Below are 20943 nucleotides of genomic sequence, written 5' to 3' on the forward strand. Positions count from 1 at the left end.
CCCACCCCACCTCGGGCCGCCCTCGGCCCCACCCCCGCCCGGATGAGCGCCGCCGACGCGGTGACCGACGCGCTGGGACAACTGCACAGCCGCTTCGCCGGCGTCCGCGAGGGCCTGCCCGCCGCGTACATCCCCCAGCTGGCCCGGGCCGACCCGGACGCCTTCGGGCTGGCTCTCGTCAGCATGGACGGCCATCGCTACAGCACCGGTGACGCGGACGTGCCCTTCACCCTGCAGTCCATCTCCAAACCCTTCGTCTACGCCCTCGCGCTGTCGGTCCTCGGTCTGGACGAGGTGGGCCGCTGGGTGAACGCCGAACCCAGTGGGGAGGCGTTCAACGCCATCAGCCTGGAGCCTGCGACCGGCCGGCCCGACAACGCCATGGTCAACGCGGGCGCCATCGTGACGACCGCACTGATTCCGGGTACCCCGGACGAGGCGGCCTTCGAGCGCATCCTGCGGTTCCTCGGCCGGTTCGCCGGACGGGAGCTGGACGTGGACGAGGAGGTGTACGCCTCCGAGGCGGCGACCGGCGACCGGAACCGGGCCCTCGCCTATCTGATCCGCAGCGCGGGCCTCCTCCCCTTCGACCCGGTCGCGGCGGTGGAGACGTACTTCAGGCAGTGCGCGGTACGGGCCACCGCCGTCGACCTCGCCACGATGGCGGCGACCCTCGCGCACGGCGGCGTCAACCCGGTCACCGGCGAGACCGTCGTCACGGCGGCCGTCGCGGCGCAGGTCCTCGCGGTGATGGCCACCTGCGGGATGTACAACGGTTCGGGGGACTGGCTGCTCCGCGTGGGACTCCCGGCCAAGAGCGGGGTGTCCGGCGGCCTGATCGCCGCCGGACCGGCGCGCTTCGGCCTGGCTGCGTACAGTCCGCCGCTGGACGCGACCGGCACCTCGGTGCGGGGGTACGGGGCGCTGGTCGCGCTCTCGCAGCGGTTCGGGCTCCACCTCATGAACAATCCGGCGCTGTCCGGATCGACCGTCACACTCGCCACCACCGCGGACGACCTGCCCACCGCACCTGCCGGGGGCCCCGAGCGCGCCCTGCGCGAACGGGTCGGCGTCGTCGCCGCGCAGGGCGCGCTCGACTTCACCGCCGCGGAACGGGTGCTGTTCGCCTTGGACGAGTCGGGGCCGGACCGGACCGGATCCGTGGTGCTCGATCTGCGCGAGGTGACCACCATCGACAGCGTGGCCCTCGCCATGCTGCACGCGGGTCTGGCCCGGCTGGCGCAGGACGGCCGCCGCGCGGCCGTGGTCGACCCGGCGGGCCGCCTCGGACCACTCGGTCCCACGCGGGAGCGCACCGGCCAGGAACTGCCGCGCTTCGCCTCCCGCGAGGAGGCCGTCGAAGAGTGCGCACGGGTCCTCGCGGAGGGCGACTGAGCGGCCGCGGTGAGCCTGCGGACTGCCGCTACCAGATGGCCTCGACCCACTCGGGGTGGTCTATGAACGGGTTCCGGTTGTGCTGGTACCGGTCGAAGACGACGTCGTTGCGGCGCTGCTCGAAACTGTCAGGCGGGTCTTCCTGGTTCCACTGCTTCAGCACGGAGAGCCTGCCGATGTACGGGGCCGAGCCGTTGTCCACGCTCTCGTTCGGTTCGAGGTCGGAGAAGGAGTCGTCGCCCTCGTAGCGCACCGCCATGTAGAGGATCATGCGGGCGACATCGCCCTTGACGGCGTCACGCGGCTCGAAGGAGTCGCTGTCGGTGTAGTTGCCCGGCGCCTCGCCGAGTTGGCTTCCACCGTTGTCGAAGTCCTTGTTGCCGCGCGTGGAGTTGACCGAGACGTCCTCGGGGCGCAGATGGTGGATGTCGGTGCCGGGGCCGGTCGCGGTGCCGAAGTCACCGTGCGACTTGGCCCAGACATGCTCACGGTTCCACTGGTCGGAGTCACCGCCGTTCTCGCTCTTCGCCTGCGAGCGGCCGGTGTAGAGCAGGATCACCTTCGAGGAGTCGGTGGGGTCCTCGTCGGTGTCCTTGAGCGCGTCCCACACCTGGCTGTAGCTGAGCCTGGTCTGGTCGCTGATGATGGTGTGCAGCGCGGACTCGAGCGCGGGGCCGGTCTTGCCGAGCGCGTCCTGGTAGTAGGTGTCGTCGAGGGCGGCGGAAGCCGTTGAGGGCGTCGAGGCCGCTGAGGCCGTTGAGGCCTGAGGTGCGGCGGCCGCGGTGCCGGTGAGCACCGCGACGGTGGCTATGGCGGCCAGCAGCGGACGCGCGTAGACGCGGGGGCGAACGGACATGTGGGGTGTCCTCTCCGGAAACGGGGCACCGCGGATCCGCTTCTGTGGGGTGCGGTCGCGGTGGTCGTGCGAAGGCTTTTCAGGCGGGAGCCTCCCACACGCACGGTGACCGAGGTGTGAACGCTGCGTACCTATCATGTGCAGGTCAAGTGGTCTTCGTCGTGTGGCACCTCGGCGGGCCCCGTGTAGCCTTGCGGGCTTCGTGGGTCCCGGAGGGGCGGGTTCGGTGGCTTCGGATGCGGGGACGCGCGTGCGGCGTGAGAATTGCGGCAAGGACGAGGAGGCGGCATGAGCGAAGATCCCGAATCCATCACCGTGACCGTGCCGGAGGTCCAGGGGGTGACTCCCGACCGTCTGCTGCATACCGGCGGTAGCGACGATCCGAGTGCCGAGGACCTGGTCCTCGCCTCCGGGCGGGACCTGACGCCCGAGAATCTGAAGTGGGCGCGAGGCAGGATCGCCGCGGAGGGGCGGTCGGCGATCGACAAGCGGCTTCCGTAGACGGCGTCCGGCGGGGTCCGGCAGGCGTACGCGTGCCGGACCCCGCTGGCGGAGCCGTCGCCATGGGCGGGGAGTGTGTGGGGTGCTCCCCTCTCCCTCGGTTAGCCTGAGTGCAATATGAATCGTTTGACGACGTCACAGGGCGGATTCGACCTCGCCCGCTTCCCCGAGAGCCCCCGCGACCCCTTCCGCGCGTGGGACGCCGCCGATGAGTACCTGCTGCGGCAGCTGGAGGGGATCGATGACGCCGCACCGGTCGACCTGTCCGGCACCGTCGTGGTGGTGGGCGACCGCTGGGGAGCCCTCACCACCGTGCTCGCGGAGCACGCGCCCGTGCAGATCACCGACTCCCACCTCGCGCAGCGGGCCACCCTGGCGAACCTCGACAGGAACGGAGCCGACGCGGGCTCCGTACGGCTCCTGTCGGCCCTCGACGCCCCTCCGGAGCGGATCGACGTCCTGCTGGTGCGGGTGCCCAAGAGCCTCGCGCTCCTGGAGGACCAGCTGCACCGTCTGGCGTCCGCCGTTCACGCAGGCACCGTCGTCATGGCGACCGGCATGGTCAAGGAGATCCACACCTCCACGCTGAAGCTCTTCGAGCGGATCATCGGCCCCACCCGCACCTCTCTGGCGGTGAAGAAGGCCCGGCTGATCTTCTGCACCCCGGACCCGGAACTGGCCCGTACCCCCAGCCCCTGGCCGCTCCGCTACGACCTCCCCGGCGACGTCGGCATCGCCTCGGGCCGTACCGTCACCAACCACGCCGGCATCTTCTGTGCCGAGCGGCTCGACATCGGCACCCGCTTCCTTCTGAACCACCTCCCCAAGCGGACCGGCCCCGACCGGGTCGTCGACCTGGGCTGCGGAAACGGCGTACTCGGAACCGCGGCCGCACTGGCCAACCCCGAGGCCGTGGTCACCTTCGCCGACGAGTCGTACCTGGCGGTCGCCTCCGCCGAAGCGACCTTCCGGGAGAACCTCGGCCCGGACGCCGAGGCGGCCTTCGTCGTCGGCGACGGGCTGACCGATGTCGAGCGGGGGAGTGCGGACCTGGTCCTCAACAACCCGCCGTTCCACTCCCATCAGGCGACCACGGACGCCACCGCCCGGAACATGTTCGTCGGAGCGCGCACCGCGCTGCGGCAGGGCGGCGAGCTGTGGGTCGTCGGCAACCGGCACCTCAGCTACCACGTCCTGCTGCGCCGGATCTTCGGCAACTGCACCACCATCGCGGGGGACCCGAAGTTCGTCGTCCTGCGCGCCGTCAAGCGCTGACGGCCTTCGGGGTCCATGAGCTCCACGGCCCTTCCGGATTCTTGCAACACGTTCTACTGTGTGCGCCGCCGCACACGGGCGACGCGACCGCGAGACATCTGGAGGGGCCGTGCACCTCGAATACACGCCTGATCAGCAGCGGTTGCGCACCGAGCTGCGCAGCTACTTCGCCGCGCTGGTGCCCGACGACGCGTACGCGCGGTATGCCGAGCCCGCCGCCCAGAAACGCTTCTACCGCGAGACGGTCCGGCGCCTCGGCCGCGACGGCTGGCTCGGCGTAGGCTGGCCGGAGGAGTTCGGCGGACGCGGGCTCTCCCCGGTCGAGCAGTTCATCTTCTTCGACGAGGCCGCCCAGGCCGGGGTACCCCTGCCGCTGATGGCGCTCAACACCGTCGGTCCCACGATCATGCAGTTCGGCACCGAGGAACAGAAGGCGGACTTCCTGCCGAAGATCCTCGCGGGCGAGATCGACTTCGCGATCGGCTACAGCGAACCCGACGCGGGTACCGACCTGGCGGCTCTCAAGACGCGGGCCGTGCGCGACGGCGACGAGTACGTCGTCGATGGCCAGAAGATCTGGACCACCAACGGCGACACGGCCGACTGGGTCTGGCTCGCCGCGCGCACCGACCCGCACGCCCCGCCCCACAAGGGCATCACCATGCTCCTGGTGCCGACGAGCGCCCCCGGCTACTCCTGCACGCTGATCAACACCCTGGCCTCGCACGACACCACCGCCAGCTACTACGAGAACATCCGGGTCCCCGTCTCCCACCGCGTCGGCGAGGAGAACAAGGGCTGGCGGCTCATCACCAACCAGCTCAACCACGAACGCGTGACCCTCGCCGCCCACGGCACCATGGCCGTGCGCGCACTCCACAACGTCCAGCACTGGGCCGCCGAGACGAAGCTGACGGACGGCCGCCGGGTCATCGACCTCGGCTGGGTCCGCGCCCGGCTGGCCCGCACACACACCCGCCTCGACGCCATGAAACTTCTCAACCGGCAGATGGTCTCGGCACTCCAGCACTCCACCCTCACCCCGCACGACGCGTCGGCCGTCAAGGTCTACGGCTCCGAGGCCCGCCGTGACGCCTACGCCTGGCTGATGGAGATCGTCGGCTCCGCGGGCCCGCTCAAGGAGGGCTCGGCGGGCGCGGTCCTGCACGGAGAACTCGAACGCGGCTACCGGTCGGCCGTCATCTTCACCTTCGGCGGCGGCAACAACGAGATCCAGCGGGAGATCATCTCCTGGATCGGCCTGGGGATGCCACGGGTCAGGCGCTGAGGTGCGACCGGCCACCGTTGAGGGCTGTTGTCACCCGCCGGGGGCGGCGGGCACCAGGATTCCCGGGCGTCGTCACCGGCCGGCCGCACCGTCGTCCACCGGATCCAGTGCCTCCGGCAGGGCCTGCGTCTCCGCGGCCCCAGGGGCGGAGGAGGGCTTGCGGCGTCGGCTCAGGCGGGTGGCGACGGGTTCGGTGTAGCGGGCGGTGAGCGGTCCGATGATGACGAGGACCAGTACGTAGGCGGTGGCCAGCGGGCCGAGAGCGGGCTCGATGCCCGCGGTGACGGCGAGGCCTGCGATGACGATGGAGAACTCGCCCCGCGCGACCAGGGTTTTGCCCGCCCGCCAGCGGCCCTTGGCGGAGATACCTTCGGCGACCTCTCCCGACAGGGCGATGCCGACGAGGAACGCGCCGACGGCGGCGGAGACCTGGAGCTGCTGGGCGAGACCGGCGACCAGAAGGGTCAGGCCGAGCACGACGATCAGGAGCTTCTCGGGGTCGTCGCTGGAGACGAAACGGGAGATGATCCCGGCCGAAACGGACGGCGAGGAACAGGACGAGACCCGCGACTCCGAGGGCGATGGCCGGGGTGGCGCTGCCCGCCGCAAGACTCACCGGTTCACTACGGACGGGTGTCGATGGGCCGGACGCCGTGATTCCGGCTCCCGGGTTCGCGCGAAGCGCCGTACCATGGCCGTTCCGCCGAGCGGAAGGTGCCAGCAGATGAAGGACACGGATCCGGGGCTCTTCGGTCCCGAATCGGTCACCTGGCAGATGCATGGCGACCCCATGATGTGGATCGCCGGAGTACGCGCACTCTACCTCCAGGCACTGCATCCGCGCGCCGTGCGCGGAGTCATCCAGAACTCCGACTTCCGCCATGACGCCTGGGGCCGGCTCATGCGCACGGCGAGCTTCGTCGGCACCATCACCTACGGCACCACGGAGGCCGCCGAGCAGGCCGGCGCCCGGGTCCGCAGGATTCACCGCCTGCTCAAGGCGAAGGACCCGGCGACCGGGGAGATCTACGGCGTCGACGAGCCCGGACTGCTCCTGTGGGTGCACTGCGCCGAAGTTGACTCCTACGTCCAGGTCCAGCGCCGGTCGGGCTTCCCCCTCACCGACGCCCAGGCCGACCGTTACGTCGCCGAACACCGGCAGAGCGCGCGCCTGGTCGGGCTCGACCCCGCCGACGTCCCCGCCACCACCGCGCAGCTCGCCGCCTACTTCGAACGGGTGGGGCCCGAACTCGCCGCCGGAGCCGAGGCCGCCGAAGTCGACGACTTCCTGCGCAGCCCGCCGGTCCACGCCCTGCTGGTCCCGGCGCGCGCCCTGCTCTGGCGACGCGTGGCAGCACTCGCCTACCAGTCGCTGCCTCCGTACGCCCACGCGCTGTACGGCAGACCGGCACCCTCCCCGCACACGGTCGACCGCCGTCTGCGGGCCACCGGAGCGGTGCTGCGCGGCGTTCCCGCGCGGCTGCGCTGGCAACTGCCGCCCCAGCACATTCTGAAGGCCATGGACCGGCTCGGTCCCGGCAGCCGCCCCGCCCCGCACAATCTCCGCAGACAGCCCGCCATACTGGACGGGCCGGGGAGGGCGCAGGGGTAGGCGAAGCGACGGGGGCGACAGCACACGATGGCGGAGACCAGGCTGATCCAGAGCCGGTACCGGCTGCTCGATGTCATCGGGCGCGGGGGCATGGGCGAGGTGTGGCGGGCCCGCGACGAATCGCTCGGCCGTCAGGTGGCCGTCAAATGCCTCAAACCCCTGGGCTCCCAGCACGACCAGTCGTTCACCCGGATTCTGCGGGAGCGCTTTCGCCGCGAGGCCCGGGTGGCCGCCGCGCTCCAGCACCGCGGAGTCACCGTCGTCCACGACTTCGGTGAGCACGAAGGCGTCCTCTACCTCGTCATGGAACTCCTCGACGGGCGCAACCTCAGCCAGCTCCTGGAGGACAACAAGCAGCACCCGCTGCCCGTGCCCGAGGTCGTCGACATCGCCGAGCAGGTCGCCGACGCCCTGGGTTACACCCATCAGCAGGGCATCGTGCACCGGGACCTCAAGCCCGCCAACATCATGCGCCTCGCCGACGGCACGGTGAAGATCTGCGACTTCGGCATAGCACGCCTCGGCCACGACATCGGTTTCACCTCACGTCTCACCGGCACCGGCATCGCCATGGGCACCCCGCACTACATGTCGCCGGAACAGATCAGCGGGGGCGACGTCGACCACCGCAGCGACCTGTACTCGCTGGGCTGTGTGCTGTACGAGATCGCCACCGGCGTGCCGCCGTTCGACCTGGACGATGCCTGGGCCGTCCTCGTCGGACACCGGGACACCCAGCCCCAGCCGCTGCGCAGCCACCGCGCGGAACTCCCCGGCTTCTTCGACCAGGTCGTCCTGGACCTGCTGGCCAAGGCTCCGGGTGAACGCCCCGTCGACGCGGGCGACCTGCGCCGACGCATCCTCCACGGACGTACCGGCGAACAGCCACAGGCCTACGGGCACGTCCGCCTCGCACCTCCTGTCCTCGTCGAGCACCCTGCCGGCACCCACCCGCCGAGACTCCCGTCCTGGACCCGCGACATGACCACGGGTCACAAGGCGACCGGCACGGCGGCCGCCGGCTTCCCGCTGCCCGACCACTCGGCGGGCCTGACCGGCGAGTGGACGACCGGCACCGACCTGCGTGCCCTCCCCGGTTCCTTCCCCGCCGTCCGCGGCGAACGGCCCACCCCCTCGCCGGAACTGCTGTCCACCCTCGCCAACCGCCACAGCGCCGGCCTGAACCTGGGACGCCTCGGCCACTGGGAGGAGGCAGGCGAGGTGCACCGCGCGGTCGCCGCCGAACGCGCACACGCGCTGGGCCCCGACCACCCGGACACGCTCGCCAGCCGTTACGAGGTCGGGTTCACCCTCAGCCGGACCGGCCGTGCGGCCGACGCCCTGCGGGAGTTCGGCCGGGTCGCCGACGGCCGCGAACGCGCCCTCGGCCCCGACCATCCGGAGACCCTCGCGGCCAGGCAGGAAACGGCGTACGTCCTGGGTCAGCTCGGCCGGCACTTCGAAGCCCACCAGGTGTACGCCGTCGTGCTCGCGTCCCGCGAGCGCACCATGGGGCGCGACCACCCGGACACCCTGCGCTGCCGTCACAACCTGGCGTTCAACCTGAGCAGGCTCGGGCGCCTGGAGGACTCGTACCGGATGGCGCACGAGGTGGCGGACGCGCGGAGCCGGCTGCTCGGCGCGACCCACCCGGACACGCTCGTCACCCGCTACGAAGTGGCGTACACCCTGGGCCGGCTGGGGCGCTGGGAGGAGGCCCTGCGCGCGTACGGCGAGGTCGCGCAGGCCCGCGCGACCTCGCTCGGCTCCGACCATCCGGAGACGCTCTCCGCGCGCTACGAGGTCGGTGTGAGCCTCGGCCGGCTGGGACGCAGCGCGGAGGCACTGGAGCTGTACCGCGCTCTCGTCGACGACCGCACGCGGGTCAGCGGGCCGGCCGACGCCGAAACGCTGCGCGCCCGCCACGGGCTCGGCGTCAATCTGGGGCGGATGGCCCGCTGGGAGGAGGCCCTGACCACAGCGCGCGAGGTGTGCGCGATCCGCGAGCGGACCCTCGGCCCCGACCACCCCGACACGCTCGTCAGCCGGCGCGAGATCGCCGTCGGCCTCGGCTGGCTCGGCCGCTGGGCCGACGCGCTCACCGTCTACCGCCAGGTCGCCGAGGCCAGGACGCGGGTGCTCGGCGCCGACCACCCGGACGCGCTCGCCAGCCGCAACGACGAGGCGCACTGCCTGGAGCAGCTGGGCCGGGGCACCGAGGCCGTCGAGCTGTACCGGCAGGTCGCCACGTTGCGGCAACAGCGCGGGGCGCCCTCTGGTCAGGGCTGATCGTGGCGTGTTACGAAGGTGCATGCCCGAACAGGACGCGCCCGCGCAGTACCGCTACGACGCCGTGATCGTGGGCGGCGGCCACAACGGTCTGGTCGCCGCCGCCTATCTCGCCCGCGCCGGACAGTCCGTCCTCGTACTGGAGCGCCTGGGGACCACCGGGGGAGCGGCCGTCTCGACCCGCCCCTTCGCCGGGGTCGACGCCCGGTTGTCCCGGTACTCGTACCTGGTCTCCCTGCTGCCCCGGAAGATCGTCCAGGATCTGGGCCTCGCCTTCGCCGTACGCAGACGGACCGTCTCCTCCTACACCCCGGCCGTCCGTAACGGCCGGCCCACCGGGCTGCTCGTCGGCGGCGACGGCACCCGGGACTCCTTCGCCGCCCTCACCGGCGGGGACCGGGAGTACGAGGCGTGGCAGCGCTTCTACGCCATGACGGGCCGGGTCGCCGAGCGGGTGTTCCCGACGCTCACCGAGCCGCTGCCCTCCCGCGAGGCACTACGGGGCCGGATCGGCGATCCGGACGCCTGGCGGATGCTGTTCGAGGAGCCCATCGGCATCGCCGTCGAGGAGAACTTCACCGACGACCTCGTACGCGGAGTGGTGCTCACGGACGCCCTGATCGGCACCTTCGCCGACGCGCACGATTCCTCCTTGGCGCAGAACCGGTGCTTCCTCTACCACGTGATCGGCGGCGGCACCGGCGACTGGGACGTGCCGGTGGGCGGCATGGGTGCGCTGACCGACGCGCTCGCCCGCGCCGCCCGGGAGGCGGGCGCCGAGATCAGGCCGCTGCACGAGGTGACCCGCATCGAGACCGACGGGACACACGCCGAGGTCACCGTGCGGTCGTCCGGCACGCAGCAGGTCATCGGCGCCCGGCGGGTCCTCGTCAACGCCTCGCCGCAGGCCCTCGCCGCGCTCCTCGGCGAGGAGCCGCCCGCCCCGGCGGAGGGTGCGCAGCTGAAGGTCAACATGCTGCTCACGAGGCTGCCCCGGCTGCGGGACCGCACCGTCGACCCGAGGCACGCGTTCGCGGGAACGTTCCACATCGCCGAGGGGTACGGACAGCTCGCCGACGCCTACCGGGACGCCGCGCGGGGCCGGCTGCCCACCGCGCCGCCATCCGAGATCTACTGCCACTCGCTGACCGACCCGTCGATCCTCGCCCCGGACCTGGCGGCCCGCGGCTACCAGACCCTCACGCTCTTCGGTCTGCACACCCCCGCCCGGCTCTTCACCGCCGACAACGACGCGGCACGCGCCGAGCTGCTCCAGGCCACCCTCGCCGAACTCGACACCCATCTGGACGAACCGATCGCCGGCTGTCTCGCCCTGGACGCGCACGGGGCACCCTGCATCGAGGCGAAGACCCCGGTCGATCTCGAACGGGACCTGCGGCTGCCCGGCGGCCACATCTTCCACCGGGACCTGGCCTTCCCCTACGCGACGGAATCCACCGGCCGCTGGGGAGTCGAGACCGCGCACGCCAACGTGCTGCTCTGCGGAGCGGGCGCGGTGCGCGGAGGCGGGGTCAGCGGGGTCCCCGGCCACAACGCCGCGATGGCGGCGCTGGGCCGGTGACCGTCACCCGCCACCGAACCGGGCTACCGGCCGAACACGCCGCGCAGCGCCGCCGTCTTGCGCGGCAGGTCGTACTCCGCCCAGCACCGCGTTGACGGCGACGACGGTGGAGATCCACACCCGGTTGGCGCCGGTCGCGATCTGCGGGTCGGCGCGCCACAGGTTGGGGTCGGGCGTGTAGTGGCGGACGGCGGTGGTGATCCTGGAGAGGCGTTCCGCGCCGAGGGTGTCGTACAGGAGCACCGCGGCGTCGTTGAGCGCGAGCGCCGAGCCGATCTCCCAGTCCCAGTCTTTGTCGAAGCGGGTGTGCGCGGGTCCGTAGCGGTGCGTCAGCATCCAGTCGATGCAGGCCAGCAGGAGATCGCGCAGAGCCGTGTCGGCGTACTGCGGGGTTCCGGGGACGGCCCACGCGGTCGCGATCGTGGCGAGTCGCTTGAACGACGTCGTGACGTGATTCGAGAGTGTGGTGCTGGTCAGGTCGGGGAAGAGCCCGTCGGCGGCGGCCGGGCCGAGGCCCTCCGCGGCGCTGGCCGCGGCCCGGCCGATCCGGGCGGCGGCCGCGGCGATCCGCGGGTCGCTCAGGTCGAGTCCGGGACCGCCGGTGAGCAGCGTGTGCCAGCGGCCGCGCAGCGCCGCGGCATCCCCGGCGGCCGCGTGCGTGGTGCCCGCGGCGAGGGTGACGGCAGGGCGACGGCCGCGCCGAGAGCGGCCGCGGTGGCCAGGACGGTACGCCGGGAGGTGGCTGGATTACTGATGGTGGCCCTCACAGGAGGTGTCGGCGGTTGACGGCCGCGGCGAGCGCGGTATGACCGGAGGGGCTGGGGTGCAGGCCGTCACCGCTGTCGTGTGCGGGCAGCAGGCGCGAAGGCCGCCCGGGATCACGCAGCGCGGTGTCGAAGTCCGCGACGGCGTCGAAGACCCGGCCGGTGCGTACCGTGCGGTTGACCTGCCGCCGGACGGCGTCGAGCTCCGGCGTCCAGCGGACCCAGCCCTCGAACGGGGCGATGGTGGCGCCGACGATCCGCAGCCCGGCGTTGCGGGCCCGCAGCACCAGTTGCCGGTAGCCGGCGAGGTAGAGCGCCGGGTCGGTCTGGCTGGGCGGCTGCTGGAGGTCGTTGACACCCAGGTGGACGAGGACGGTCCGCAGGCCCCGCAGGGAGAGGACGTCCCTGTCGAAGCGGGCCTGCCCGCCGGGCCCGAACCGGGTGTCGTTCAGCAGCAGCCGGTTGCCGCTGATCCCCAGGTTGGCGACGGCCGATCCGGGCAGCCGCCGGGCGAGTTGGTCGGGCCAGCGCAGATCGGCGTCGTCGGGGGTGCCGACGCCCTCGGCGATGGAGTCACCGAGCACGGCCAGGACAGGCCCCTCGGCGCCCGTCGTCTCGACGCCCGTCAGGAGGAACACGGACTTCGTGCGCACCCCGTCGACCGTGTGCGAGGCGTGCGTGTTGCGGTGGAAGGACAGGGGACCCGTGGGGCCCGGCAGCCGGGTCTCCACCGACAGCCGCGCACCTTCGGAGACCCGTAGCCCCTCGACCGGGTCACTTGTCAGGGAGGCGCCCGCGGCCATCCATCCCCGGGGCCGGCCGTCGAAGGTCACGGGGCGCCCGCCCGCCGTCACCGGACCGACCAGAATCGGCACGGCCCCGAAGGCGTTCCCGTACCGCAGCCGGACCTGGCCGCCCGCCGACAGCCGGACCACGGCCGTGTGGACGCCGTCCGTCAGGCCCGCGCTCGCCACCGTGTCGCTCGCCGTCGGCGCGGTCTGCACCGTCGCCCAGGACGTGGTCCAGCGCGAGGCGGGAGCGCCCGTACGTTCCGCCGCCCGGGCACCGGGAGCGGCCACGGCGACCGCCGCCACTCCGGCCATTCCCGCCGCCGCCGTCAGGATCCCGCGTCTCGCGGGGCTCCGGCCGGTCACCGCGGACACGCACCGGTCGGGTCGTACTCGCTCGCGTACGTGCCCACCGCGTCGCCCCCGGTGTTGCCGCTCATCGTGTTGGTGCACACCGGGCCCTGCGGGGTGCGCATGAACTTGACGCCGCCGCCCGCGTTCCCGGTGACGGTGTTTCCGTAGACGCTGGTGCCGATGCCGTCGGTGGCGGTGTCACCACCGAGCCGGACACCCGCGCCGACGTTTCCGTACACCGTGCTGCGGCGGAAGACGTTGCCGCTGCCGCGCGCGTCGAGCCCACCCGAGCCGGCGTCCCTCTGGCCGGTGCAGTCGTTGTACTCGACGTAGTTGTTGGTCGAGTTCTCCTTGACGTCGGCACAGTCGTTGCCTTGTGTGTCGATCGTGTTGTGGTGGATGCGGTTGTTCCGGCTGACGTCGGCCGCCGCGTCCGGGGCCCCGTTGGCGCCCTGCTGTGCGGGCGCCGTACCGAGGTAGACGCCCTCCCCGTATCTGCCGCCCCCGGCGAACTTGAAGTCGGCCACTCCGCAGGTGCTGATCGTGTTGTCGTTCACCTCCGCGCCGGTGACGAGATAGCGCAGCCGCAGACATTCGTCGGCGGCGTTCTTGAGGGTCATACCGGTCACGCGGAGTGCGCCCACACCGTTATCTGGAGTCGTGCTCATGACATGGATGAGCTTGAGGCGGTAGCCCGACACGTCCGTGGACGAACCGTGCGGCCCGTCCACGGTGAAGCCGCTCAGTGTCGTCGAGTCCTGGATGATCCGGGGCCCGCCCGCACCCTTGACCACAGCGTTGGACGGGCCGGTGAGCGTGACCCCGGCCCGCCTGGTCACCACATCCTGCCGGTAGGTGCCCGCCGCGAGATTCACGACCGCGCCCGTCGGGGCCACGTCCATCGCCTTCTGGATCGTGGCGAACGGGGCGCCCGCCGACGTACCCGCGTGGGCGTCGCTGCCGGACGGGGAGACGTAGTACGCCGTCGCCGTCCCGGCAGCGATGGAGGGGACGGGGAAGGCGAGCGGCGCTAGGTCCTGTCTGGAGTTCCCCCGCGGCGTCGCGGCGTCCGGCACCGCCGCCTCCGGCGTTGTCGTCAGTCGCGAGGGCTCCGCCATCGCTCCCTCCTCCGCCTTGGATTCGACGGCACCGGACGCCGCTCCTTCTCCCGCGCTGGAACTCCAGACAGGACCTAGGACGGCGGCCAGCGCGGTGGCGAGCACGGTGAACGGGTGATGCCTCATGGGGGTGTGCCTCCTGGGATCTGCGAAGGACAGAGCGAGCAGTACGGGGATGCTGGGGCCGAGAAGCAGGGGCCCCAGCGGTACGAGGCGTGGGCATCGACGGTCCCGGTACGGATACGGCGTACGACGGGGAGAGCAGCACGGTCTCCTCCCCGCCCTCGAAGGTGACACCGTGACCTTCCCCGCAGCGGACCTGTTCTGTCCGGCATGACGCGCCGGGCGTGATCGCGGTGAGGAAGTGGGCCTCCGATGACCTGGCGGTCGTCGCGCGCAGCGTGTGCAGCGTGCGGGTGAGACGCAGCTCCGGTGTGCTGGACGTCGGGTTGGCCTCCACCTCCGTGACCTCGGAGACGGCCGTTGCGCCGGGCGGCGCGAACTGATGGACCCGGGCGACGGCCGCGCCCGTACGGATCAGCCGGGTGCCGTCGGCCCCGGCCTCGGTGGGCCGGTCGGTCTGGAGCAGGAACGTCCACTCCCGGCCCTCGTCGGCCCCGGCGAGATCCATCAGCACCAGCCGCCCGGACGGGCTGAACACCAGGGACCGGCCGAGACGGCGGACCCCCAGAGCCGGGTCGTACATCGCGGCGATCTCGGCGGTGGAGTGCGCCCACCCGCCCTCGGCGTCGACGAGGACATCGCGCTGCCTGGCCTGCCGCTGGAACGGGATGTCCTTGTAGACGTGGTAGCGGTCCTCGTCCGCGTACCCCGGCCGTCGACCAGCAGCAGATTGTGGTGGGCGGCCCGCTTGCGGTTGCTGTACCCCTCGTCCACCGCGAGGAACGCACCCTGCGACACCAGCACGAACGAGCCCGAATCCGGATGGTGGTGCCCTTGGTTCAAGGTCTCCCAGCCCAGCTCCGCCCGGTGCTTCTCCGCGGTCTCCCAGGCCCGGTGCCCACCACCGGGACTCGCCTTGAACGACACCATCGTGGCGTCGTCGTCCCAGCCGGTCCTGGCCGCCAGCAGCCCCAGGTCCGGGAAGAACGCCCGCGTCTCGGTGGGACGCGCGGCCGGCACCGACGGGTCGTACCAGAGGTACTCCAGATACGCCTGAGGCAGGATTCCCGGCCGCACCCCGCTCTCGGCCGCTTCCTGCCACGGGAGTTCGCCCGAGGCCAGGTCACCCATCCACTGGGCCTCCGCGATGCCGTACTGCGCGGCCAGCCGGTAGTAGAGCCCGGCGCTGTGACCGCTGCGCCGGTCATGACAGTCGCCGTGGTCGATGTTGAAGGCGAAGCCCGGAGCCGTCCGGTGCAGCCGGTAGCGGAACGAGCCCCGGAGCGTGAACGGGTGGCGTGAAGCGCGGGCCCGCCCGGCGAACCGCTCCGGCCTCGGTCGCCGGACGGGCCTGATGGAGGCCTGCCGCGCTCTCAGTCCTTCGACACCGTCCAGCCCACCGCCTCGATCCGCCGCGCGTCGCTCGGCCGGGACTCGTTGAAGACCGTGCGGTCGCCGTCCTCGACGCGGATGGAGTCCACGTACACACCGCGTCCCACGTACAACCGGTCCGTGCTGTACCGCCAGCGCAGCCGTACGTCCCTCCCGCGCCAGGCCGACAGGTCCGCGTCGAGGCGGTGCCAGACGCGGCCCGACCAGCCGGACGCCGAACCCGTGGGGTGCGGCACGGGCCGGGTGTCCTGTGCGCCGTCCGTGCGCAGCGTCGTGAACGGCACCGGCTGCCAGCTCGTCCCCGCGTCCGTCGAGGCCTCCAGGTGCACCCCGTCGGACCCTGGCTCCGTGTCCCACCACAGTGCGCAGGTCAGCCGGGCCCGTCCGGAGGCCGGGTGCAGGGCCGGCAGGGACAGCGTGGCGGTCGTGCTGCTCGCCATCCCCGAGAACCAGGCCGTGCGTCCCGCCGCGGGAGTGACGGCGACGGCCCGCGCCATCTGGTTCGCCGTGGCCACCCGCGGCGCACTGCCGGAGCGCCAACTGCGGACCGGATGGACCGAGTTGCCGAGGACGATCAGGAAGGAGTCCGTCGTCGGGTCCAGGACCAGGCTGGTCCCGGTGAATCCGGTGTGGCCGGCGCTGCGGGGTGTGGCCATCGCGCCCATGTACCAGTGCTGGTAGAGCTCGAAGCCGAGACCGTGCTCATCGCCAGGGAACGCGATGTTGAAGTCGGTGAACAGCAGCCCGACGGAGTCGTCGGACAGGATGCGGGTCCTGCCGTAGACGCCGCCGTTGAGCAGCGTACGGGCGAGGACCGCGAGGTCCCAGGCGCACGAGAAGACACCGGCGTGGCCTGCGACCCCGTCGAAGCTGAAGGCGTTCTCGTCGTGGACCTCGCCCCAGACGAGGCCCCGCTCCAGGCCCGACCACGGGAGCCGGGCGTCCTCGGTGGCGGCGATCTTCGGCTTCCAGGCGGCGGGCGGGTTGTACCGGGTGCGGTGCATCCCGAGCGGAGCGGTGATCTCGTCGCGGAGCAGCACATCCAGAGCGCGACCGGTGATCTCCTCGAGGACCAGCTGCAGTGAGATCAGGTTGAGGTCGGAGTACAGATACGCGCTGCCCGGCGCACTGGCCGGCACCTCCTTCCACAGCAGCCCCAGCCTGCCTTCCCGGGTCGGCTCCTTGTAGAGCGGAATCCAGGAACGGAAACCCGAGGTGTGTGTGAGCAGCTGACGGATCGTGATGTCCTGCTTGCCGCCGCCCGCGAATGCCGGAAGGTACGAGGCGACGGCTGCTTCCAGCTCCAGTTCGCCCCGCTCGATCTGCTGCACCGCCAGCATCGAGGTGAACAGCTTCGAGACCGACGCCAGATCGAAGACCGTGTCCTCGGCCATCGCGATCTGCTGGTCCGCCGGGAACTCCACCCCGGTGTCGGACTTCTCGTCGTACGCCGCATAGCGCACCGCCTTGCCGATCGGCCGGTGCAGTGCCACCGTGCCGTTCCGCCCGGCGAGCAGCACCGCGCCCGCGTACCAGGGGTGCTTGGGGGAGTCGGCAAGGTACCTCTCGGCATCGGCGACGAGCTGGTCCAGGGGCTCCTGGAGCAGTCCGGCGCGCTCGGCCGACCCGCGGCGCAGTGTGGGCCGCCCCGAACCTGATCCCATGCCCGTACCGGCCTCCGCCCCTGTGTCCGACATCTGCCCGCCGGATGCGCCCGCTCTCCGCTGCGCGCCGACCGCCGTCCCCGCGAAGGGAATCGGTGCGAGGGCGAGTGCGCCGCCCAGAGCCAGTATCCCGCCGCCCAGCCTCCGGCGGCTGATTCCCGCGTCCGTCGCGTCCGCCGCGCCTGCTGTGCCCGTCGCGCCCGTCGTGCCCGTCGCGTTCTTTGTGTCCCTCGCGTCCTCGGTCATCCGGAATCCCTCTCCCACCCTGTAGAAGCACGTGCGCGAAAGTAACTTTCGAAATCTCGTCCGGCAGTGAAACTTCCTGCCGCCGCAGAGATTACTGTCACCGCTCGCGCCCCGTACGCCCCTGACGGAACAAAGAATCTGACGTGACGTCAGAAAACCTCTTCCCTCGCCCGCCCGGCTGCGGCATCCTGCCGCCCATGGAGACGGAGCTGAGCAGGAACCTGGGGATCGAGCACGCCATCTTCGGCTTCACGCCGTTCCCCGCAGTGGCCGCGGCCATCAGCAGAGCGGGCGGACTCGGTGTACTCGGAGCGGTGCGCTACACCGCCCCCGACGACCTGGCGCGCGATCTCGACTGGATGACAGACCATGTGGACGGCAAGCCGTACGGCCTCGACGTCGTCATGCCGGCCAGGAAAGTGGAGGGGGTGACGGAGGCCGACGTCGAAGCGATGATCCCCGAGGGGCACCGCCGCTTCGTGCAGGAGACCCTGGCCAGACACGGAGTCCCCGAACTGGCCGAGGGCGAGGCGTCCGGCTGGCGTATCACCGGCTGGATGGAGGAAGTGGCCCGCGGTCAGCTCGACGTGGCCTTCGACCACCCGATCGCACTCCTCGCCAACGCCCTCGGCTCACCTCCCGCCGACGTCATCGCACGTGCCCATGCCCAGGGCGTCCTCGTCGCCGCCCTCGCGGGAAGCGCCAAGCACGCCCGTCGGCACGCCGAGGCGGGCATCGACATCATCGTCGCCCAGGGATACGAGGCGGGCGGCCACACGGGCGAGATCGCCTCCATGGTGCTCGTCCCCGAGGTCGTCGACGCCGTCGGCCCCCTTCCCGTACTCGCCGCCGGAGGCATCGGCAGCGGCGGACAGGTGGCCGCCGGGCTCGCCCTCGGCGCCCAGGGCGTCTGGCTGGGCTCCCTCTGGCTCACCACCGAGGAGGCCGACCTCCACTCCCGCGCACTGACCCGCAAACTCCTCGCAGCCGGCTCCGGCGACACCGTCCGCTCCCGGGCCCTCACCGGAAAACCCGCACGCCAGTTGCGTACCGAATGGACCGACGCCTGGGACGACCAGGCAGGACCCGGCACCCTGCCCATGCCGCTCCAGGGCCTCCTGGTCGCCGACGCCGTGTCGAGAATCCAGAAGTACGAGATCGGCTCACTGCTCGGCACACCGGTCGGCCAGATCGTCGGATCGATGGACACCGAGCGGAGCGTCCAGGCCGTCTTCGACGATCTGACCCGCGGTTTCGAACGCGCCGTGGACCGCGTCAACCGCATCGCCGGAAGGAGCGCCCCGTGAACCAGACCCCCAACGGCTTCTGGGCCCAGGCCACGGACGACCCCGGCCGTACGGTCCTCGTCGCGCCCGGCGGCGAACGGTGGACCGCGGGCCGCCTGCACGCCGCCGCCAACCGGATGGTGCACGGGCTGCGCGCGGCCGGGCTGCGCCGGGGCGACGCCTTCGCCGCGGTGCTGCCCAACGGCGCCGAGTTCTTCACCGCCTACCTGGCCGCCACCCAGGCCGGCTTCTACCTCGTCCCCGTCAACCACCACCTCGTCGGCGCGGAGATCGCCTGGATCGTCTCCGACTCCGGGGCGAAGGTCCTCATCGCCCACGAGCGCTTCGCCGCCGCCGCGTCCGCCGCCGCCGACGAGGCCGGACTCCCGGCGAGCCACCGCTTCGCCGTCGGCGGCCCCGACGGATTCCGCCCGTACGACGAACTGCTCGACGGACAGCCGGACACCCCGCCCGACGACCGCACCCTGGGCTGGGTCATGAACTACACCTCCGGCACCACGGGCCGCCCGCGCGGCATCCGCAGACCGCTCGCCGGCAGGCTCCCCGAGGAGAGCCATCTCGGCGGCTTCCTCGCCATCTTCGGTATCAGGCCCTTCGACGACAACGTCCACCTGGTCTGCTCACCGCTCTACCACACGGCCGTGCTCCAGTTCGCGGGCGCTTCCCTGCACATCGGCCACCCACTCGTCCTGATGGACAAGTGGGCCCCGAAGGAGATGCTGCGCGCCATCGACGCCCACCGCTGCACCCACACCCACATGGTCCCGACCCAGTTCCACCGGCTGCTCGCCCTCCCCGCCGAGGTGCGGGAGCGGTACGACGTGTCGTCGATGCGGCACGCCATCCATGGCGCGGCCCCCTGCCCCGATCACGTCAAGCGCGCCATGATCGGCTGGTGGGGCCGGTGCGTCGAGGAGTACTACGCGGCGAGCGAGGGCGGTGGCGCGTTCGCCACGGCCGAGGAGTGGCTGAAGAAGCCGGGCACGGTAGGCAGGGCCTGGCCCATCAGCGAGCTCGCCGTCTTCGACGACGACGCCAACCGCCTTCCGGCGGGCGAACTCGGCACGGTCTACATGAAGATGAGCACGGGCGGCTTCAGCTACCACAGGGACGAGACCAAGACCGCGAAGAACCGCATCGGCGACTTCTTCACCGTCGGCGACCTCGGCATCCTCGACGAGGACGGCTACCTCTTCCTCCGCGACCGCAAGATCGACATGATCATCTCGGGCGGAGTCAACATCTATCCGGCGGAGATCGAGGCGGCCCTCCTCACCCACCCGGCCGTCGCCGACGCGGCGGCCTTCGGCATCCCGCACACCGACTGGGGCGAGGAGGTCAAGGCGGTCGTCGAGCCGGCCGAGGGACAGGAACCCGGCGACGCACTCGCCGCCGAGATCCTCAGCCACTGCGAAGGGCAGCTCGCCGGATACAAGCGCCCCAGGAGCATCGACTTCATCACGGCGATGCCCCGCGACCCCAACGGGAAGCTCTACAAGCGCCGCCTGCGCGAGCCGTACTGGGAGGGGCACGCACGCGCCATGTGAACTCCTCGTCGGACCGGGTGCCCGCCCGGCGCTCCGGTGCCGGGCGGGCCGCAGGCGAGCACCGGATCCGAAGGGCTACCGGCCCCTCACGCACCCGCACCACCCGCAGGTCGGGCGAGCGTGCGCCACCCGGGCACGCACTGCCGTCCCAGCCGACCGTCTGGATGCAGCTGGAGCCGGCCGACACCTCCGTGTAACCGCCGTTCGCCGGGTTCCACACGGGCTCGATCTTGTTCCAGATGCCCAGCGACTCCGTACCGCCGCCGACCGGAACGCGCTTCCCGTTCCGTACGACAGACTGGTGCCCGCCGAGCGGGGGGTCCAGCGCGATTCCGGCGGCCCGCAGCTCCTTCACCGCGTCGGCGAGGGCCGCGGTGACGCCCGGCGCCGAGGTGTTCAGGGTGTGCGGTGTGCGGACCGGGTCGGCGGCCGAGAAGGGCACGTTCCAGAGCTGGGCCGCGGGTACGGACGCCGCCTTGCGCCAGAGACGGTCGAACAGCAACGCGCCCCGGCTGCGGTGTCCACGCTCCGGTCCCAGTCCCGCGCCAGGTCGTCGGTGATGCGCGGCAGCACCTGCGACTGGGAGAAGAACGAGTGCCCCGAGGAGTCGGCGGCGACCGTGTTCACCCAGGGCAGGCCCTGCGTACGGCGCAACAAGGACTCGATCCCGGCGGTACCGCGCGCCCTGCTGAAGCCGAGGGCCGTGTCGGACGCGCGCAGGTTCGTCGCGTTGGGGTCGTTCAGCGCGTACGCGGATGCGGTCGTCCACGGCAGCGGCAGCCCCGGGCCGAAACGCGGTTGCCCAGGGCGTCCGGGCAGCCATGCGCCACTCAGCCAGCCCA

General features: G+C 71.7%; 15 protein-coding genes and 2 pseudogenes. 9 read left to right on the forward strand and 8 right to left on the reverse strand.

Annotation, left to right across the window (positions count from 1 at the left end; genetic code table 11):
• Positions 1-42: 42 nt before the first annotated feature.
• Positions 43-1395 (forward strand): glutaminase A, encoded by a 1353-nt coding sequence (glsA, locus tag F0344_RS33430; RefSeq protein ID WP_185302328.1) that lies wholly within the window; start codon positions 43-45, stop codon positions 1393-1395.
• A gap of 28 nt (positions 1396-1423) precedes the next feature.
• On the opposite strand, the gene F0344_RS33435 is transcribed toward glsA, so the two are convergent.
• Positions 1424-2251, reverse strand: coding sequence for an endonuclease I family protein (locus F0344_RS33435; protein WP_185302329.1), 828 nt, complete (start codon positions 2249-2251; stop codon positions 1424-1426).
• Between the two features lie 288 nt (positions 2252-2539).
• Here F0344_RS33435 and F0344_RS33440 point away from each other — a divergent pair, with 288 nt between their 5' ends.
• The 3 genes from F0344_RS33440 (at position 2540) to F0344_RS33450 (ending at position 5315) form a co-directional block, all read left to right on the forward strand.
• Positions 2540-2752, forward strand: coding sequence for a hypothetical protein (locus F0344_RS33440; protein ID WP_185302330.1), 213 nt, complete (start codon positions 2540-2542; stop codon positions 2750-2752).
• A 117-nt stretch (positions 2753-2869) separates the two neighbouring features.
• Complete coding sequence (locus tag F0344_RS33445; RefSeq protein ID WP_185302331.1) at positions 2870-4027, forward strand: methyltransferase; 1158 nt, start codon at positions 2870-2872, stop codon at positions 4025-4027.
• Positions 4028-4136: 109 nt separating this feature from the next.
• Entirely contained in the window at positions 4137-5315 is a 1179-nt protein-coding gene (locus tag F0344_RS33450) for an acyl-CoA dehydrogenase family protein (RefSeq protein ID WP_185302332.1), read from the forward strand.
• A gap of 72 nt (positions 5316-5387) precedes the next feature.
• Here F0344_RS33450 and F0344_RS33455 read toward each other — a convergent pair.
• Positions 5388-5931: pseudogene (locus tag F0344_RS33455) on the reverse strand (cation:proton antiporter domain-containing protein); the annotation flags it as partial.
• Between the two features lie 108 nt (positions 5932-6039).
• On the opposite strand from F0344_RS33455, the gene F0344_RS33460 reads away from it, so the two are divergent.
• Genes F0344_RS33460 through F0344_RS33470 form a run of 3 tightly spaced genes read left to right on the forward strand, consistent with a single transcriptional unit; the run spans position 6040 to position 10798 of the window.
• Positions 6040-6927, forward strand: coding sequence for an oxygenase MpaB family protein (locus F0344_RS33460; protein ID WP_185302333.1), 888 nt, complete (start codon positions 6040-6042; stop codon positions 6925-6927).
• Positions 6928-6954: 27 nt separating this feature from the next.
• Positions 6955-9216 (forward strand): serine/threonine-protein kinase, encoded by a 2262-nt coding sequence (locus F0344_RS33465; RefSeq protein ID WP_185302334.1) that lies wholly within the window; start codon positions 6955-6957, stop codon positions 9214-9216.
• Positions 9217-9238: 22 nt separating this feature from the next.
• Positions 9239-10798, forward strand: a complete 1560-nt coding sequence (locus tag F0344_RS33470) for a phytoene desaturase family protein (protein ID WP_185302335.1) — start codon at positions 9239-9241, stop codon at positions 10796-10798.
• Between the two features lie 3 nt (positions 10799-10801).
• Here F0344_RS33470 and F0344_RS33475 read toward each other — a convergent pair whose 3' ends face one another.
• The 5 genes from F0344_RS33475 to F0344_RS33495 all read right to left on the reverse strand — a co-directional run bounded on the left by F0344_RS33475 (position 10802) and on the right by F0344_RS33495 (position 17247).
• Entirely contained in the window at positions 10802-11428 is a 627-nt protein-coding gene (locus tag F0344_RS33475; protein ID WP_308461016.1) for a hypothetical protein, read from the reverse strand.
• A 133-nt stretch (positions 11429-11561) separates the two neighbouring features.
• Positions 11562-12716, reverse strand: coding sequence for a GDSL-type esterase/lipase family protein (locus F0344_RS33480; RefSeq protein ID WP_185303005.1), 1155 nt, complete (start codon positions 12714-12716; stop codon positions 11562-11564).
• On the reverse strand, positions 12713-13948 hold the full coding sequence (locus F0344_RS33485) for a DUF1565 domain-containing protein (protein ID WP_258050204.1): 1236 nt from the start codon (positions 13946-13948) through the stop codon (positions 12713-12715). Before F0344_RS33485 ends, F0344_RS33480 begins: the two co-directional genes overlap by 4 nt.
• A 504-nt stretch (positions 13949-14452) precedes the next feature.
• Positions 14453-15076 (reverse strand): hypothetical protein, encoded by a 624-nt coding sequence (locus tag F0344_RS33490; protein WP_185302336.1) that lies wholly within the window; start codon positions 15074-15076, stop codon positions 14453-14455.
• A 242-nt stretch (positions 15077-15318) separates the two neighbouring features.
• A complete protein-coding gene (locus F0344_RS33495) occupies positions 15319-17247 on the reverse strand; it encodes a serine hydrolase domain-containing protein (RefSeq protein ID WP_185302337.1) in 1929 nt (642 codons plus the stop codon).
• 197 nt (positions 17248-17444) lie between these two features.
• On the opposite strand from F0344_RS33495, the gene F0344_RS33500 reads away from it, so the two are divergent.
• Complete coding sequence (locus F0344_RS33500) at positions 17445-18554, forward strand: NAD(P)H-dependent flavin oxidoreductase (RefSeq protein ID WP_185303007.1); 1110 nt, start codon at positions 17445-17447, stop codon at positions 18552-18554.
• On the forward strand, positions 18551-20101 hold the full coding sequence (locus F0344_RS33505) for an acyl-CoA synthetase (RefSeq protein ID WP_185302338.1): 1551 nt from the start codon (positions 18551-18553) through the stop codon (positions 20099-20101). The genes F0344_RS33500 and F0344_RS33505 overlap by 4 nt, the downstream gene beginning before the upstream one ends.
• On the opposite strand, the pseudogene F0344_RS33510 reads toward F0344_RS33505, so the two are convergent.
• Positions 20013-20923, reverse strand: a pseudogene (locus F0344_RS33510) (penicillin acylase family protein); the annotation flags it as partial. The gene F0344_RS33505 and the pseudogene F0344_RS33510 sit on opposite strands and share 89 nt — an antisense overlap.
• Between the last annotated feature and the right edge of the window lie 20 nt (positions 20924-20943).

This window comes from Streptomyces finlayi, assembly GCF_014216315.1.
GTDB classification, from domain to species: domain Bacteria; phylum Actinomycetota; class Actinomycetes; order Streptomycetales; family Streptomycetaceae; genus Streptomyces; species Streptomyces finlayi_A.

Coding starts and splice junctions, on each gene's coding strand:
- glsA (WP_185302328.1), top strand. CDS start 43: ATGAGCGCCGCCGACGCGGTGACCGACGCGCTGGGACAACTGCACAGC.
- F0344_RS33435 (WP_185302329.1), bottom strand. CDS start 2,251: ATGTCCGTTCGCCCCCGCGTCTACGCGCGTCCGCTGCTGGCCGCCATA.
- F0344_RS33440 (WP_185302330.1), top strand. CDS start 2,540: ATGAGCGAAGATCCCGAATCCATCACCGTGACCGTGCCGGAGGTCCAG.
- F0344_RS33445 (WP_185302331.1), top strand. CDS start 2,870: ATGAATCGTTTGACGACGTCACAGGGCGGATTCGACCTCGCCCGCTTC.
- F0344_RS33460 (WP_185302333.1), top strand. CDS start 6,040: ATGAAGGACACGGATCCGGGGCTCTTCGGTCCCGAATCGGTCACCTGG.
- F0344_RS33465 (WP_185302334.1), top strand. CDS start 6,955: ATGGCGGAGACCAGGCTGATCCAGAGCCGGTACCGGCTGCTCGATGTC.
- F0344_RS33470 (WP_185302335.1), top strand. CDS start 9,239: ATGCCCGAACAGGACGCGCCCGCGCAGTACCGCTACGACGCCGTGATC.
- F0344_RS33485 (WP_258050204.1), bottom strand. CDS start 13,948: ATGAGGCATCACCCGTTCACCGTGCTCGCCACCGCGCTGGCCGCCGTC.
- F0344_RS33490 (WP_185302336.1), bottom strand. CDS start 15,076: ATGGGTGACCTGGCCTCGGGCGAACTCCCGTGGCAGGAAGCGGCCGAG.
- F0344_RS33495 (WP_185302337.1), bottom strand. CDS start 17,247: ATGACCGAGGACGCGAGGGACACAAAGAACGCGACGGGCACGACGGGC.
- F0344_RS33500 (WP_185303007.1), top strand. CDS start 17,445: ATGGAGACGGAGCTGAGCAGGAACCTGGGGATCGAGCACGCCATCTTC.